The following is a 15,855-nucleotide window of genomic DNA, read 5'->3' as shown; positions in this document are numbered from 1 at the left end:
AAACTATAATAGCCCATTTAGAAGGATTTCCATTTAAGTTAGCGAAACGGTTGCATTATAATTAACTTATTTGTACTGGAATATTCTTTCACAAATGTTCTTTAAAAAGAGAAGAGGGTAGTTTACTATATTATTAACTAAATAACTAACGAGTGGGAAAGCGCACGTCTGTTACTACGTTGTTTGGAAGCAAGAGATCAACACACATTAAAACACAGTTTAATAGTGGCTCAAAAAGCATACGAATTAGCAGGATCCTTGGATTTAGTGCCAGAAGATATGTTTCTCGCTGGTTTACTCCATGATATTGGTAAGATTGCTATGGGAGACGACATTTTAAAAAGTAGCCGTCGATTATCTTCAGGCGAGAAGTATATTCTTAATGAACATGTTATTGAAGGCTTTAACATTTTAAAAGAAAGCGCCTTTTCCTACTCAACTCTAGATTTTTGCCTTTATCATCATGAGCGTTTGAATGGTAAGGGATATCCATATGGAGTCCAAGACATACCACTAGAAGGAAGATTGGCAGCTGTTGTTGATGTTTATAGTGCATTATCTCTTCCGAGAAAGTATCATCCTAAGAATTATAAGCAGGAAGAAGTAATTGAAGTCATGCTAAATGAACAGCGAGAAACGCAAGGATATGATGCTTATATCCTCAGTATGCTAATAAACAACGTAGAAAGACATTTACATTATGGCCACATTCATAATTCAATGACAAAAACATCTAACGTGTAAAGGATATTTACTTGCGTTGTTAAAGGTTTTTGTGTTTGTGTTTATATTCTTGTTCGGAGTTGATACTAAGTATTTTTATTAAAATAAGTTAGTGCTTTATTTCTTCTTTTTCTTTTTAACTGGAATTCCGTATGTGTCCGCTCTATAAATACTCTTTTTAGCGATTTCCTTAGCCTCTTTAGACGATAGTTTAATAGCCATATGCTACACTCCTTTAGTTTGATTAGTAGCATTATGGTCAATTCTTTTCTGTCCTAAACATATCTTCACCTCTCCCCTCATAGATTTATTACTAGAACAGTAGGACAGTGTCCTTAACATAATTCTTGTAAAACGGGAGAGATAACGATGGAGAAGAGTAAGGTGAGGAAAGTTAGAAGTGATAAGAAGAAGGATGTTAAACCCTTTGTTAGTTTACCTATATCCGAATGTATTCACCGGATTAGTTACATCACTAGTCGCCCTGTGAAGGACATTGCAGAAGAATTGTGTGTAAGAGGATTGTATTCCAAAAAAGCTATTGAGCTTCTTTCCGAACAGTTTAAAAGGGATTTCAACCTTAATGAATACACAATATATATTGGTGATCGTACCATAGAAAATGACAGAACTAATAAAATCATAGGACCGAAGAAAAGGATTACTATTCGATTTGGCCAACAGTTTCATTCCAGGTTAGGAGAATTAGCATTCGCATTAGATATGACTCTCGCTTCTACTACCTCTTTACTATTGGAGTACTCCATAAAGGATACAGAGCTAGTGAATCACTTATTACGTCGTTTTGTCGCTTCAGAACTAGATCCAAAACGGATGGAGCAGCTGAAAGAAGTTTATAGGTTCATAAGGAAAGAGAATCCTTATGAAGAGGAATTTACTTTTTCGATGTTTATCAATTTCCTATTCGATGAATTAAAGTGTACGACAGAGAGTTTTGCTAAACAGGTAGGTGAATGGCTGGACTTAAAAAGCAGTAGGTAACGGAATCTTACTTCCATTATTTACACAGGTTTCGAATTACTACTATATAGGAACATGTTATACTTTTGATAGTATATACAATTTACCGAAGGAGGTTACCATAAATGACTAAATACGAATACCCTACCGTTGATGAAAGACTTTTTATCCCCGAATCTAGAGAAAATCCTTACAACACTAACAATGACAAACGCGATGAAGATGAGGAAAACAAGTAATGTCACATAAAAATAATCCCAAGAAATTTGCTTTAAATATGTCCGCTGCACAATTCACCAAGTTTTACATTCTCCACCTCCTTCACAAAAGAACTTCTATGATCAGTGAGCATTTCAAAGAGGAATTTAGCAAGCTCACCGGTAATTGGCAACCAGCTCCATCCACCTTATTAGATACTCTACATGACATGCATGATGAAGGGTTGCTACATCGGACAGAAGATTATAAGTCCCATGAAAAACGAAGACAAAAGGTATATTGGTACCGTGTAACCGAGAAGGGCACAGAAGAATTTGAGATATTAAAAAAGAAATACAAGTCACTTTTTGATGAACAGATTGACATCTTACAGAAATTAATGAAAGAAGTGTACAAATAAATCGGGATAGAGGGAGATGACTAATCTCCGCCCCCCCACACCACCGTACGTACGGATCCGTATACGGCGGTTCCTAATTATTCTGACGCAGATGTTCATATTGTTCCGTTAAACTTTTTAGTCCTAGGCGTTTCCAATAGGAAGTGCCTAGGGTTGTGTGTAGGACTTGGCTACAGGCTATTCGCCAGTAGCCTTTTCTTGATTGCCCCCATTCGTAAGCTTCCTTTTTCGCTCCGAGTTTTCGAAGGTTTTCCACTCTCGTTTTGGGGTTCTTCCATTCTTTCCATCGAATCATTCGCATCCTACGGTTTAACCAGCCCTCTAACTCTTTGAATTTTGAAGGTGTGTCGACAATTTGATAGTATCCTATCCATCCAACAAGGTATTGATTAAGCTTTTTAATCCGTTGAGACATTCTCATGGATTTCTTCCTTGAAGTTAGTTCCCTTATACGATTCTTGAATCGTGTAACCGTCGAATTAGATAGCCTTACTTTGGGGTTCTTCTTATTCGACGTAAAGCTTACCCCTAGAAATTTCCTTCTCCAGGGGCGGCCGACATCACTCTTCTCTCGATTAACTTTAAGTTTGAGTTTCTTTTCGATAAACTGTGTCATTGCCTCCAGCACACGTTCACCAGCCCTTCTGGACTTCACGTAGATATTACAGTCATCCGCAAAGCGGACGAATTTATGACCTCGTTTTTCCAGTTCTTTGTCAAGTTCGTCCAAGACGATGTTAGATAATAAAGGACTTAGGGGGCCACCTTGAGGAGTTCCTTCTGTGATTGGGCTAACTAGCCCATCATTCAAGACACCCGATTGAAGGTATTTACGAATCAATCGCATTAAGGTGGGGTCATGAACGCGTTTCGAAAGCGTTGACATCAGTCGGTCATGGTTGACCTTATCGAAGAATTTCTCTAAATCCATATCCACTACCCATCTGTATCCCTCTTGGATGTAACCTCTAGCGACTTCAATCGCATCATGAGCTCTTCGTTTTGGACGGAAGCCGTAGCTTCGCTCCGAGAATGTTGGGTCATACAGGTCGGTAAGGACTTGAGCGATGGCTTGTTGAATGAAACGGTCGGTCACCGTCGGGATTCCTAGCTTCCTTTTCCCTCCACCTGGTTTCGGGATTTCGACTCGGCGAACGGGTTTAGGTTGATAAGTACCCGAAAGGAGTTCATGTTTTAGCTGTTTCCAGTTATCATTGAGGTGCTTCCGTAGGAATGTTACGGGCATCTCGTCAATCCCATGGCTCCCTTTGTTTTTAATCACGCGCTCCATGGCGCGATTCGCATTCTCGTGTGACACGATTCGTTCCATCAACATCAATATGTCCTCCAACGTACATTTCTCTCTTGGTTGTGTTCTGTGACTTCTCCACCCTCTGTCTAGGTCCCCCGCCCATTCATGGCATCATCCCTAGGAGAGGTTTTATTTTCTGTTTCTACAAAGCACCGATACGCACAAGCGAAATGTTCATAATTAAATTCGGCCCTTCCTTCCCTTCTCGAGAAAGGAAGTACTATGGCTTCGGCTGACGTCTGTCGTTCAACGTACTCGTTTCGAGTACGCTTACCATGTGGGCATGGCGTTCCGACAGATTCTCCCCGGGTAAGGGTACGAACTTTCCTTCCACGTCTCCGCCTCATTTACTTTATGACACCTTTGGCAGTATGGATTTGTCTTGTTTAGCAGACTCGTCCAATGTCATCTAGCCTTGTATGAGGTTCGTATTCCTCGGAGCAGAAGTTTGCCGCTGGCTTCCTTCAGAGATAAAAGTCGCCTCGTATCTCCTTGCCTTAAGCTACAGTTACTACTGCCTTCACTGTTCGGGACTTTCACCCTATAGCTCGCACCCATGCCGGGCACACTAAAAAGACCTCTCACCACTAGGGGTGAGAGGTCTTTTGTATGTTTAAAATACCCTTTTATTTACCCTCACGTTGCTTTTGAACACTTTCTACTAGATATTTAAGGAGAGCTGCTATGTTTGCTACATCCTTACCTAATACCTCTTTTTTCAGATAGTTTGTTGCATTGGAATCAATACTAAGCTCCTCAATATAAGAAAATAGGGTATCCTGATTGATTAATACTCTTTCCAATTCATCTAATATGTCATAATTCGTAGCTGTTAATGTATGTTCTTGAATAGATTGGCAGAGATTCAATGCTAATAATCGACAAGATTGATGGTAATGCCCATCTTCGATGTTAGAGAAGCTCATAATATATTCAGCTGTTGCCAAAGCGTCTTTGAACAAGCCAAGTGATTGAGTATAATCAACACTCATTAGGTCCAGATGCATCAGTTGTTCAAATTGTTCTTGGGATATCACCCATTCAAGAACCGTTAGCCCTTCATTGATAGCCTCTTTATACCTTCCATTAATATCTGGAGTTTCTTGTAAATCATATTCAGTTCCTTCGTATTTCTTTATTTCACCTATTGAACCGTGGAACAAGGACGATAAACTTTTAACACGATGCACACTCAATGATCTAACTTCAGAAACTTCTCGGTAGTCTACATGAGTAAATCCTAGAGTAAAAATATAAAACTCCTGGGCATAATCACTATATATTTCTTTTAAAGCCTCTTTGGTTATAAGCCAAGTATTGCCTGATTTTCTTACCATATGAGGGCCCAACTTACCTCGTGAAATATCACGTCTAATCGTTCCATCTGGTAGTCCCATTTGTTTCTCTGCTTCTTTAATGGACATTACTGAATCAAGAACATCACCCATTTTCAACATTAGTGCTAAATCATCCATATATGTATTTTTCCCTTTGTTAATGATCCTGTTATAGGTTATTGTCGTCGCATAGTTTTCAAATATATCTCCTGTTTTCCAATCACTATCTTTGGATACCACTTCATCAGTAGTGTAGTGGAGAAGAAATGAATTCAAAACTTCATTAGATTCCCATAGAGGAGCAGTGATTTTCACTCCCGTCCAGTCAGAAATGCTCTCATACTTTTCAGCAAGTTCTTCATATAAATCTGGTAGATATTCCTTTAATTGCTCGACCGTAGAAATCAATATTATCTTCCTTTCTATTATATGTAATATAACGAAGATAACACTTTTCGCATCATATTTCTACTATTTGATACGATTTCGTATCATATCAATCCAGGTAAATGATAGGTGAAAATTATCAAAAAAAAAGAAGATCCCCCTCTCTAAATGAGAGGGGGATCTTCACCCGTTTTTTAACCCAACTGTTAGTATTTGTAAGAAATGCTTAACAAAGAAAGCTAACAATGTATTGTATGTATATAATATATTATCCTTATAAAAATTGCAACTAGTTTCTTTCACAAATGTTCATTCTTTTCATTCGACAATATTCGACTAGTTTCAATACTAAATTGGTTGGAGGCTTGTATTGACTATATATATTTTTCTGTTTAAAATTAAAGTACCCCGTTAAATAAATGAGATGTTCTTTTCCCGTTAGAACATCAACGTTTATATTATTTGTTCGACCCAATTGAGATTTTGTAAGGTTTTGTAAGAATAGCAAAGGTTAGCTTTTATATAATGTATAGTATTAGTCTGTCTCTGAAATCTAAAGAAATTTTTGGATTCGTATATACATTATTAGCACGTTCCTTTACTTACATTTCCTGATGGGTAAAGCGGGCGTGCTTTTTTAGTATTCGCTTTTAAAAAAAGAGCAATAAAAAACTCTCCATTTTGGCGAATGGAGAGTGGATAAGAAAAGTTAGGTAATAAGATTTTGGCGGATCTTATTACTAAGGGTTCTAGTTGACTTTTGGCGGAGACAACTAGACTAGTAAACTGATAATCAATTAAAAAACTAAACAAATAACAAACAAAAAAATATGCCTTAAAAAAACTCTAAAAAAATTAAATCTTTTAGGGTCCAGCTTTGTATTGTCAAAAACGCTTTTCTAATTCTTATTATATCAAGTACCCCTACAGAAAACAATTCAAAACGCATGAAAAAATGTTAGCAATAATTACATATTCTAATATCATCTAAAAGATAAGAAAGGAGGTGTGAACCATGTCCAAAAAACGTAAAGAACATTCTATGAAAATACACGGTTTTCCGTTCCACCAAGAATTATTAGAACAATTTCGTATGATAGAAAGAGAGTCTTTTTATAAGGTACCTGCTTCTGCATATGCTTGTTATCTTACGTTATTAGCACAACGATTCTATGAAAACAATCCTAAAGGAATCCTTCAAGAGTATGACCTATCATCGTGGTCTAAGAAGACTGGAGTGAAGTATTCCTCGCTATATCATGGATTTCGCTGGTTGGAGAATTTTAATTTTGTTCAACGTAGTGTTATATACCAAGATGGGAAATCTATTCCTGTTACCATGATTATGGATTGGGAAAAGTACCAAGTTGTGGAGCGATCCGGAGAAAAATTAAACTACTTAACCATCCCTTTGAGTATTTTTGAAACAGATTTTCTTGGAGAATGTGTTCGCACCTCAAACGGTAAGGCATTCAAGCTTTTATTCAGCCTTCTTAACATCTTTCGTAACAAATATGGCGAGAAGTCCGTTATATCTACAGATAAGGTGAAACAGAAATACAACATGAAGACATTGAAAGAGATGTTAGGCAAGAATTCTAAAGGCGTTCGTGATGTTTTAGAAATATTTGAGTCTATTTTTCACATTCAGTACTTAGGGAAAACAGTGCGAGGTAAAGGTAAGAAGCTCCAGCTATGGATTCCTTCTATTACTTTTTGGCTGCGTCCTGAGTGTGTGAAGGAACATACCGATGAATTTGAATTATCACCGCTTACTCAGAAATTACACCAAGAATTGCTGGAATTCTTGGAGCGTAACGAGATTAAACACCGTCCTAGAGATGCACAGCAAGTCATGTTTAATTTCCAGCATACGGTTGTACGTTACATAAAATATATGAAACACCAAACACTCGGCTATAAAGAAAGAGACCGATTTATTCAGAATTTCTTCATGGATACGATTAATCACATGGAAAATCACATCCGTTACGTTATCAAAGACCAGGGTGAATTCAAGATTCGCAAATCCGTTGGGGGTTACTTCCGTAAAGTATTCCAGGAACGATTTAAAGAAAAAGTTACGAAGTACATAGACCAACATGAGCTCGGACTAGTAATTGATATGATTGCCAGAGAAGAAAGAATAACTGGAGAGGCGTTAATTACAGAACTCCTTCAAGGGACCGAGCATAATGCCTTAATCGATAAATATAGTCAAACTGCATAAGCCATGCCTTGCTTGTAAAAATATATACAGGGAAGGCTATTTGTACTGCAGCTGAATAGTTCCTGCTTACTTTCAAATCACTTATTAGAATAAAAACGAGAATGTAATTCCATTTTTTTACTCTAACTTTAAAAATATCCCCTCAAGTAAAATGAGGGGATATTTTTTTGCTATTTTTCGTTTTAAATATAAACTTGTGGATATGGTATTCTTCAAATGTAACCCTCTTAAGATGTGAATTATATAATGTATAGATTGTGCAAATGTATGTAAGTTAATAGATTTGTTGTAGATTTTGGGATACTTGGTAAGAGCGTTCTGTTAATGAATGACTGGAAGAGTTGAAGTGACAGGCTTTATAAGACATTTATGAAAATAGCTTATTCTTTATAGACAACCTATTATTTTAGAGGGAAGAGTCGCCTAGTCTCCTCTTTACCCTCTAAGAGTTATTTTTTATTTATAAAATGAAGTTTTTACTTATTTAATGAATTTATACGTGAGGAGGGAAAAATTCTAGTAAACTAAAAGGATATATATACAATAAAGGATAAAACTATTCATTAAGAAAGCAGGGAGGATTACTTTTGTCGCAAGGTGTGTATTTCTCAAATTACATTGATACAGATAATATAGTGATGAATCCAAATTCATATGAAGATGATCTGCATTCTACTTTTCATCATAGATACTCTTTAACGATCCCGTATGTTGGTAGAGAAGAAGGAGGCCATGCGATTGTTATTATGAAAAACCCAAGTAACGCAGGGAAATATGACGAGCAAGGTAGAAGGGTTTCAGATGACACAATCTATATGGTTCTTGATTATATTTATAAGCTCCAGAATTATTCTATTAAGTATGTAACGATATTAAATCTTTTCACCTTAACAGGAGGAACGCTAAAGGATTTAAAGGGATTTATAGGAACAACAACAGAAAATATGAAACGAAGAGAAAATAACATTGTTATACAAAGAACATTAGAACATTTCGACTCCAGCAAAGACCTTATTATAGCTGGATGGGGAGCGAAAAGCACTTTAAACATACGTCCTTATAAACAAAGAGTACAAGAAGTTATTAGACTATTAGATGGTAAACCATTGTATCGAGTGGGTCCCTTAGTAGGTAAAGGTGTTTTCCCTGGTCACGGGAAGTACTGGTATGATTACAAAAAATTACGCTCGTATTATTCCTAAGCACTTTCATGATTGTGAGGACACTTGTTTTTTGATAAACTAATAGCATAAACATTTATTATTTGCTCATTTTGAGCCTGGTCTTGAAGTAACGAAGCCCTAGAGGTGGCATTTTTTCTATTAGGAAGAAGTGTGACCTCTAGGGCTTTTTTGCGCTCTGAAACTATGAAAATCACATTACTGTTATGAAGAATCCATAGATGTCTATGGATTTTTTATATAAAAAATTACGCTTTAGGAGGATGATTGTATGGAACCATTAAACATGCAGGAAATCAAAGAGAAGTTATCTGAACCTTTTTCGAGTCAAGATCTCGAATGGCGAACGGTTCATACGTTTTCTAACCAAAACGGACCGACGGCTATCGTTGTACCCTATGTACAATCGAGAGCAATTATGAACCGTTTGGATGAAGTTGTAGGATGGGACCGCTGGGAAAATGAGATTAAAGAATTACCTGGTGGTGGAGTTACGCAAGGAATCCGTATTTGGATTTCAGAAGAACGTTCCATTATCAAATGGGATGGAGCAGACAGAACTCAAGTAGAGCCAACCAAAGGAGCCATTTCTGGAGCTTTGAAAAGGAGTGCTATCCTTTATAACTTGGGAAGATATCTATATGATCTAGGTGAATTTAGGGTGAAAGTAACGCAACAAAAATCTACTCAAAATGATGTGCGCGTTAATGATAAGAAACAAAATATTTTTGGTTATTTTACACCGCCTCAGTTACCTAGTAATGCTTTACCTCAACATGAGCAAGGAAGTCGCAGTGGTCAAACATCACCACAACAGAATCAAGGACATGAGAAGCCTCAACAAAGCACACAAGGGTCTATCCCTCCTGGCTTTACGGAGTGTATCTTAGACGGTCTGTTGCCGAAAGATGCAAACGGTCAAAGATACTATGAGATTGCTCTTATGTCTAATAACAATCAGTCTGCTGTGGTCTATGCTATTGGTAAGATGGCTCAAAAGATTGAGGAATTAAGTTTAGAGCCAAAATCGAAGGTAGCTGTTAAAACGTCGATGCATGAGAGTGGCCAAGCCTATGTTATTGATGACATTGCAAAAGTAGGATAAAACCCACATTACACAAACACTTTAGGAGGATTTTAATATGTTAAACCAATTTGAAATGATAGGAAGATCAACTCGTCAGCCGAAGCTCAATCATACGAATACATCTCAAAAGAGTGTAGCTAACGTATCCTTAGCTCAAGATTACTATGTTAATGGAGAAAATGGTACTTCGGAAAAACGAACTCGTTATGTTGATTTCGTTGCATGGGACAAGCGAGCTCAAGACCTTTGCGCTAACCTTGCTAAAGGTAGGTTGCTTTTTGTCAAAGCTCGTGTTCAACCTGTTAAGAAGACCATTGGTGGGAAGAACTATACATTTAACGAACTGATTATTGAAAGTTACCAGTATCTTGATAACAAGAAAGACTTTCAGGATTCATTACAGTCCACTAATCAGCAATCCGCTAACGGGAATGGTCAACCGTCAGGGCTTCCAGAAGCACCTCAATACGGAGATCCATTTAGTGGTCAAGCTCTTCAATAATTAAGTGGAAGAAAGCTTCTCTATTTTTAGAGGAGCTTTTCTTTATATTTACACTTTAGGAGGAATTGTATGGCTAAAAAGAAACAAGAAGTCCAGTTAATTGGAGCCTCAAAGTTAATGGAAAAGGTATTTACAGGGGGCTTATACAGAGAGTTAAAGTTCTATGAAAATCGCAAAGAACAAATGAAGGACCAATTTCATAAAATCGTAAAGGATAGTCATGATATTCGCCACGAGTTTCATGGTGTCGTTGCAAAGTTCATTCGAAATCCAGTCTATACAACCGACCAAGAAGGGCTGCTTGATTACCTTGAGAACTTTGGTGTTCTACCTTATGTAACGAAGATAGACGCCAAAAAGGTAAAAGAAGAGACTGATATTCAAAATACACTATCTAGATTTGCTTATCCTGTTAAGTCTTATGTCCGCTTCTATCTTAATGGTGAAGGCCGAGGGCATTTAGACAAAACACAATACAATTTTGATATGAACCTTGAGAGGTTGAGTCATTGGTTCTTAAAAACCAAAAGTGGGCATGATCGCATGAAAAATCAACTTGAATTATACAAGAACAATATGCTGAATTGCCCTGTATTGAAACAAGCAGGAAGTCTAGTATCGAATTATGGAACGGTCAAAAGGTTGAATTATGCAACGGAGTATGATATACCTGCTATCTATCAAGAACTAGGAGCGGATTTTCTGAAACAGTACGGTAGTGTTAACATGGAAGCCTTAGATGACTATATTTGCCGAGGGATATTGAACCAAAAGGAGATTCAATCCTTTAGGATGATGACAGACCATAAACTAAAATTCATGGTAATGGATGTAGAATCGGAACAAAGAGCTTGGGATTACTTCCAAAGTGAACGCATTCGTAAATCTAATCTTTCACGTAATGCTTGATAGAATTCCTTCACATTTGTCCTTGAATCTTCATAGCTAATTTAGTTTAATGGTGTTACCCCAGTAAGGAACCTCACTTCACTAGGAGTGATGTTCATTGAATATGATGATGATAAAAAATGATGTTTCTTTATCCAAATTACCTAAAGCTTATGTCATTCGTACGTATGACAAACGGAAAGGCCCGTATTTTCTGATGGAAGTGGATGGTTTTGGTCGTCACCCAAAACTAGTAGAAAAGCTTGATTCCTTAGATGGAATATCCTCAGAAATGGCTGATGAGTTAATAAGCAAAGGGGATGAATTGTATAAAGAAGTAAGAGGGTACATTACCCACTTAAGAAAACATCTCTAAAATAACGACGATGAAGACTTTTTAATGCCTTAAATGGCTTTAGGAAGTCTTTTTTTTATGTACACAATTACACTTTTAGGAGGATGGATGATGAGTAAAAAAAATCATAGTAAGAGCAAGAAACAAACTCGTCAAGAAAAGGTAGATGAAGCCTTTGAACTTATAGAAGAGGGGATACAAACAATAGCAGCTTCCACGAAGCAGTATCAAAACTTTCTTAAGTTTTCGAGCAAGCATTATCAATACAGCCTTCGAAATCAGGTTCTTATTTTTCAACAAATGCCTAATGCGAGATTTGTTGCAGGATTCAATACCTGGAAGAAACATGATCGTCATGTGAAGAAAGGCGAAAAAGGAATTAAGATAATTGCTCGCGGCTCAAAGGTTAAGGAAGTCGAAAATGAAAATGGAGAGAAGGAGCTACAAGAGAGTTATTATTACTTTGTTACTCACGTTTTTGATATATCTCAAACGGAGGGTGAGGATGTTCCAAGCTTTTCTGACCTAATCAAGACCATAAAGGGAGAAACGGAGTTATACGAAAAAGTAAAATCGGTTTGCTCTTTTCCTGTTTATGAAAAAGCGGACAGTAACGGTGCTGATGGTTACTTTGACCTCAAGAATAAACTTATTGTGATTCAGAGGAAAAATCCATCTAACCACAAATTACTAACGCTCATTCATGAATGGGGACATGGGATTCTCCATAATGATCTTGAGAAGCGGAAAGAACTCTCCAGACAACAGAGAGAGCTAGAAGCGGAGTCGGTAGGATTCACCGTTTGTCATGTGTTAGGGATTGATACTTCTCAAAACTCCTTTGGTTACTTAGCTTCTTTTGGTCAAAGTAAGACCATTGAATTGATTAAACAAAGCGAGGAACGCATTCAGATGGCTGTTAAAGAAATCCTTTCTAAAATAGATGAAGAATTGCAGGAGGATAATGAAGGTTATGAGGTGAGCGCGTAATGAATCTGGATGCTACGGCTAAAGTCTATAGGAAACTCATTACGTCAACACCATACAGAGCCTTCATGGTCTATGAAAAGCTTACGGAGAAAGAAAAGAAAAAGATAAGGATTAAGTTGAATCAAAACAATATTCAACTACCTTTTACACTTTAGGAGGAATAAAAATGAGTACAACATTACAAGAAACTATGATTCAAGTTAGAAGAAAACAAGAAGTCCTATTCTCAGGTACAACCGAACAAGTTAGAGAGTTTATCATGTTTGAGTTGATGGAAGAGAAATTGGGATATACCCCACAAATCGAAGTTTTTCATGATGAAACTGATGGATTAGAGGTAATGATCCACTCCTCCACATGGGAAGATGAAGACCTAGGTTATACTGATAAACAATTTGAGGTAATGGCTAGGTTATTCCCTGAAGGGCGACAAGATCATACCGATATTCAATCTTTCTTAGGGATTGATTACGTTATTAGGTAAGGATGAAAATTTACAGTAAGAAAGGCGGGCATATAGCTCGTCTTCTTTTTATCTAGCGTATAAACAACCAATTAATAATAGATGAATGGAAAGGATGTAAATATGGCTCTAATTATAGATGTGAAGGATGACGAAAGAGAAGGTTATTACTTTTCGGGTAAAGACTTACTCAAGTTACAAAATGGTGAATTTGAATACCCAGAAGAAGGGGAAACTTATCAAATAACTTGGGAAGGTGTAGTGAAAGAGCACACAATCATCGGAGTATTCCATAGCCAGGTATGATTACGGCCAATGAAATATACCACCCTCGCCATGTAATTTACCACCAAGTGACAAATAATTTACCAGAGAATGACGAGCCCTTACCACTTCCAGCTCACTCCTAGCTACTGCTTTTGGGATATTTGCTTGCCGTCAACTTTATAAAGTGAAATATATTCGCTTACCCGAATTACTAGACGAACTATCACTTGCTAGATTAGCTACAGACGGAAGCTGTCGAAAATGCATTAATAAATATATGGAAGTAGATTTACTCATTCTTGATGAATGGTTACTGACCGACTTATCAACTGAAGCAGCAGCAATATTACTAGAAATTACTGAGGTACGGGACAAAGTAGCACCCACTATTTTTTGTTAGTAAATGGATCCAAGTGGTTGGCATCTAAAGTTAGGCAACGAAACGATAGCAGAGACCATACTAGACCGTATCATCCATGACTCCTATCAAAGATGAGAATGTTTCAATTCGTGAGCGTCATGGACTGAATGGAGGTGTATGATATGGTGATCATGACAAATAATGAACTACAGAATATAGAACAACATTACTATTATTTGATTGGGTATAAGAAATGCGAAGGAGTTAAAATCTAAACTCTTAACCTTTTATGGAAAAGAGCCTCCTCCTCTTACCTGGACAGAACAAGATATCTACAAGGAATTGATAAAAATAATCTTTGTTTATTTTAAATCTATTTTAACTACAAAAAAGAGTTTCCTGAATCCTGCAGTCCTCCAAAGTATTCTGTAGGATTCTTTATTAATGGTACATACATTGGCACTGTGTGGTAAATTCTTTGGCGCATGGTGGTAATTTACATGGCAAGGGTGGTAAAATCTCGTGACTGTAATCAAGGTAAAGCATATGGAGGAACGAGATCATACGATTGAGGTTATTTGGTATTTTGATGTTGAAGGGAAAAGTGGACGTCAAACCATTTCACCGGATGAAGTTATTGGTATAAAGGCAATATTAGTAAAGTATATAAATGAATGATTGCGGCCAATGAATTTTAGAGTGACTCAATACACCCAATAATATGAGAGAGGAAAAAATACCCCTAGAGTCGTATAAATAATTATCGAAATTTGGAGGTGTTTTTCTTGTGGGCAAGAAAAAATTTTATCCAGAAGAAGTTAAGAGAGAAGTTATTCGTTTGAAACTTGAGGGGGAATTAACGAATAAGGAGATTATGAGAAAGTTTGGAATTAAAAATAAGTCACAGATTAAAAGCTGGATGCGATGTTTTTACAATGGGGTAGAACATAGGTTAGCTCAACCATTAGGGAAACAATATTCGTATGGGAAAGGGCCGGAGAATGAAAGTGACTTATCCCAACTCAAAAAGAAAGTTGAGTATTATGATATGAAAGAATAAATGATGGGAAAGTACCAAGAAATTGAAAGGTCCAGGAGTATTCCTAGAAATTGTAGAGAAGTTAAGAAACACAGTTACGCCAATTTGTATCATGTGTATTTAAATTTAATGGTAGGTTTTCCAAAACTTAAGTAAGTTGCATTCCCAGTCGTAAATGGCACTATTATAAAAGTAAATTCTATATTTTGTTTAACTCCAGCAAAGGATATTGTCTACAAAACACTTTTATTGACATGTTTTGTAATAAGCATTCTTTATTTTATTTTTATGTGGTAAATTAATCCATGTAAATAAAATGTATATTATCATTCCAATATGGAGGTGCTACATGAATACATTTCTTTTTATCAAAGTTTTTTTAAGTGGGTTATTTATGTTTTCTATAATAACTAAGATTAATGCATTTAATAGTTTTAGGGATACAGTAAAAAGTTTAGGTTTTAAAGGTCTATATTCTACATTTGGAGCCATTTTAGTTTTATTATTTGAATTTTCTATAAGCATCCTCATTTTATTTAGTAGTACTCAGCTATATGGAAAGCTTTTGCTATTTTTTTTACTTATTATTTTCTTATTGGCTGTAATAATTGCAAAGGTGAAACAGCTAAATGTTAAATGTAACTGTTTTGGCGCACTTACTAATGAAACTCTTGGTTATAAAACTCTCATTCATATTGCATTTTTAACATTTTTTCAATTTGTTTTATTATTTGACAAACAAACTATCGGTGTAGATCAAGTATCTATTCATTCCACAGTAAACATGTTTTTTACTAGTTTCAGCATAATATTTTCTTACTTTCTCATTAAAATATTGTTCAAAATTAATATGAATAGAGGTGTAGAGTAATGGTAATTTCAATAGTTGTTTATGTTAATACAATATTATTATTTGTAATATCTCTACTAATTATTCAAATGTTTAATAGCGGGGCTACTTATAATAATAACTCCCTACCAAAAAGTGATTCAGGATTAGCTAAGATGTTTATGGCATTCTAATAATGTAAGGATTGGCATTTAATTTATGCCGGCCCCCGCGGGGGCCGGCATAAATTAAAAAAGTCACTTGCCAACCCCTCATAATAACTTTAAACTCCTCGTTGGACCAA

The 15,855-nt window shown here is 36.3% G+C and carries 17 protein-coding genes and 2 pseudogenes; 17 read left to right on the top strand and 2 right to left on the bottom strand.

Annotated elements, in window-relative coordinates:
• Positions 1-183 precede the first annotated feature (183 nt).
• From GLW08_RS21080 to GLW08_RS21070, 3 genes are all read left to right on the top strand, one after another.
• Positions 184-744 carry an HD-GYP domain-containing protein gene (locus GLW08_RS21080; RefSeq protein WP_160850587.1) on the top strand — a complete coding sequence of 187 codons (561 nt, stop codon included), beginning with the start codon at positions 184-186 and terminating at the stop codon, positions 742-744.
• Positions 745-1,092: 348 nt separating this feature from the next.
• The gene (locus GLW08_RS21075) at positions 1,093-1,725 is read left to right on the top strand and encodes a hypothetical protein (RefSeq protein ID WP_160850586.1); all 633 of its coding nucleotides are present in this window, start codon (positions 1,093-1,095) and stop codon (positions 1,723-1,725) included.
• Between the two features lie 217 nt (positions 1,726-1,942).
• Positions 1,943-2,323 carry a PadR family transcriptional regulator gene (locus GLW08_RS21070; RefSeq protein ID WP_160850585.1) on the top strand — a complete coding sequence of 127 codons (381 nt, stop codon included), beginning with the start codon at positions 1,943-1,945 and terminating at the stop codon, positions 2,321-2,323.
• Between the two features lie 73 nt (positions 2,324-2,396).
• On the opposite strand, the gene ltrA is transcribed toward GLW08_RS21070, so the two are convergent.
• Both ltrA and GLW08_RS21060 read right to left on the bottom strand, forming a co-directional pair.
• Positions 2,397-3,659, bottom strand: a complete 1,263-nt coding sequence (gene ltrA, locus GLW08_RS21065; RefSeq protein WP_160850584.1) for a group II intron reverse transcriptase/maturase — start codon at positions 3,657-3,659, stop codon at positions 2,397-2,399.
• Positions 3,660-4,261: 602 nt separating this feature from the next.
• Positions 4,262-5,380, bottom strand: coding sequence for a helix-turn-helix domain-containing protein (locus tag GLW08_RS21060; RefSeq protein ID WP_160850583.1), 1,119 nt, complete (start codon positions 5,378-5,380; stop codon positions 4,262-4,264).
• Positions 5,381-6,374: 994 nt separating this feature from the next.
• Here GLW08_RS21060 and GLW08_RS21055 point away from each other — a divergent pair.
• From GLW08_RS21055 to GLW08_RS20985, 14 genes and pseudogenes are all read left to right on the top strand, one after another.
• The gene (locus GLW08_RS21055; RefSeq protein WP_160850582.1) at positions 6,375-7,589 is read left to right on the top strand and encodes a hypothetical protein; all 1,215 of its coding nucleotides are present in this window, start codon (positions 6,375-6,377) and stop codon (positions 7,587-7,589) included.
• A 587-nt stretch (positions 7,590-8,176) separates the two neighbouring features.
• Positions 8,177-8,791, top strand: coding sequence for a DUF1643 domain-containing protein (locus tag GLW08_RS21050; RefSeq protein ID WP_160850581.1), 615 nt, complete (start codon positions 8,177-8,179; stop codon positions 8,789-8,791).
• Positions 8,792-9,041: 250 nt separating this feature from the next.
• Positions 9,042-9,875 (top strand): Rad52/Rad22 family DNA repair protein, encoded by an 834-nt coding sequence (locus GLW08_RS21045; protein ID WP_160850580.1) that lies wholly within the window; start codon positions 9,042-9,044, stop codon positions 9,873-9,875.
• A gap of 37 nt (positions 9,876-9,912) precedes the next feature.
• On the top strand, positions 9,913-10,359 hold the full coding sequence (locus tag GLW08_RS21040; RefSeq protein WP_160850579.1) for a single-stranded DNA-binding protein: 447 nt from the start codon (positions 9,913-9,915) through the stop codon (positions 10,357-10,359).
• 69 nt (positions 10,360-10,428) lie between these two features.
• Positions 10,429-11,268 carry a hypothetical protein gene (locus tag GLW08_RS21035; protein ID WP_160850578.1) on the top strand — a complete coding sequence of 280 codons (840 nt, stop codon included), beginning with the start codon at positions 10,429-10,431 and terminating at the stop codon, positions 11,266-11,268.
• A gap of 97 nt (positions 11,269-11,365) precedes the next feature.
• Entirely contained in the window at positions 11,366-11,623 is a 258-nt protein-coding gene (locus GLW08_RS21030) for a hypothetical protein (RefSeq protein WP_160850577.1), read from the top strand.
• Positions 11,624-11,710: 87 nt separating this feature from the next.
• Positions 11,711-12,592, top strand: coding sequence for an ArdC-like ssDNA-binding domain-containing protein (locus GLW08_RS21025; protein WP_160850576.1), 882 nt, complete (start codon positions 11,711-11,713; stop codon positions 12,590-12,592).
• Positions 12,592-12,747, top strand: coding sequence for a hypothetical protein (locus GLW08_RS21020; protein WP_160850575.1), 156 nt, complete (start codon positions 12,592-12,594; stop codon positions 12,745-12,747). The genes GLW08_RS21025 and GLW08_RS21020 overlap by 1 nt, the downstream gene beginning before the upstream one ends.
• Before the next feature lie 11 nt (positions 12,748-12,758).
• The gene (locus GLW08_RS21015) at positions 12,759-13,076 is read left to right on the top strand and encodes a hypothetical protein (protein WP_160850574.1); all 318 of its coding nucleotides are present in this window, start codon (positions 12,759-12,761) and stop codon (positions 13,074-13,076) included.
• A gap of 102 nt (positions 13,077-13,178) precedes the next feature.
• Complete coding sequence (locus GLW08_RS21010) at positions 13,179-13,361, top strand: hypothetical protein (RefSeq protein ID WP_160850573.1); 183 nt, start codon at positions 13,179-13,181, stop codon at positions 13,359-13,361.
• A gap of 85 nt (positions 13,362-13,446) precedes the next feature.
• A pseudogene (locus GLW08_RS21005) lies at positions 13,447-13,864 on the top strand (ATP-binding protein); the annotation flags it as partial.
• A 341-nt stretch (positions 13,865-14,205) separates the two neighbouring features.
• On the top strand, positions 14,206-14,361 hold the full coding sequence (locus tag GLW08_RS20995) for a hypothetical protein (protein WP_160850572.1): 156 nt from the start codon (positions 14,206-14,208) through the stop codon (positions 14,359-14,361).
• Between the two features lie 109 nt (positions 14,362-14,470).
• Positions 14,471-14,740: pseudogene (locus GLW08_RS20990) on the top strand (helix-turn-helix domain-containing protein); the annotation flags it as partial.
• A 331-nt stretch (positions 14,741-15,071) separates the two neighbouring features.
• On the top strand, positions 15,072-15,593 hold the full coding sequence (locus tag GLW08_RS20985; RefSeq protein WP_160850570.1) for a MauE/DoxX family redox-associated membrane protein: 522 nt from the start codon (positions 15,072-15,074) through the stop codon (positions 15,591-15,593).
• Positions 15,594-15,855: the final 262 nt, after the last annotated feature.

Origin of the sequence: Pontibacillus yanchengensis, assembly GCF_009856295.1 — a bacterium.
GTDB lineage: Bacteria > Bacillota > Bacilli > Bacillales > BH030062 > Pontibacillus > Pontibacillus yanchengensis_A.
This window is presented reverse-complemented; position numbering and strand designations above follow the sequence as displayed.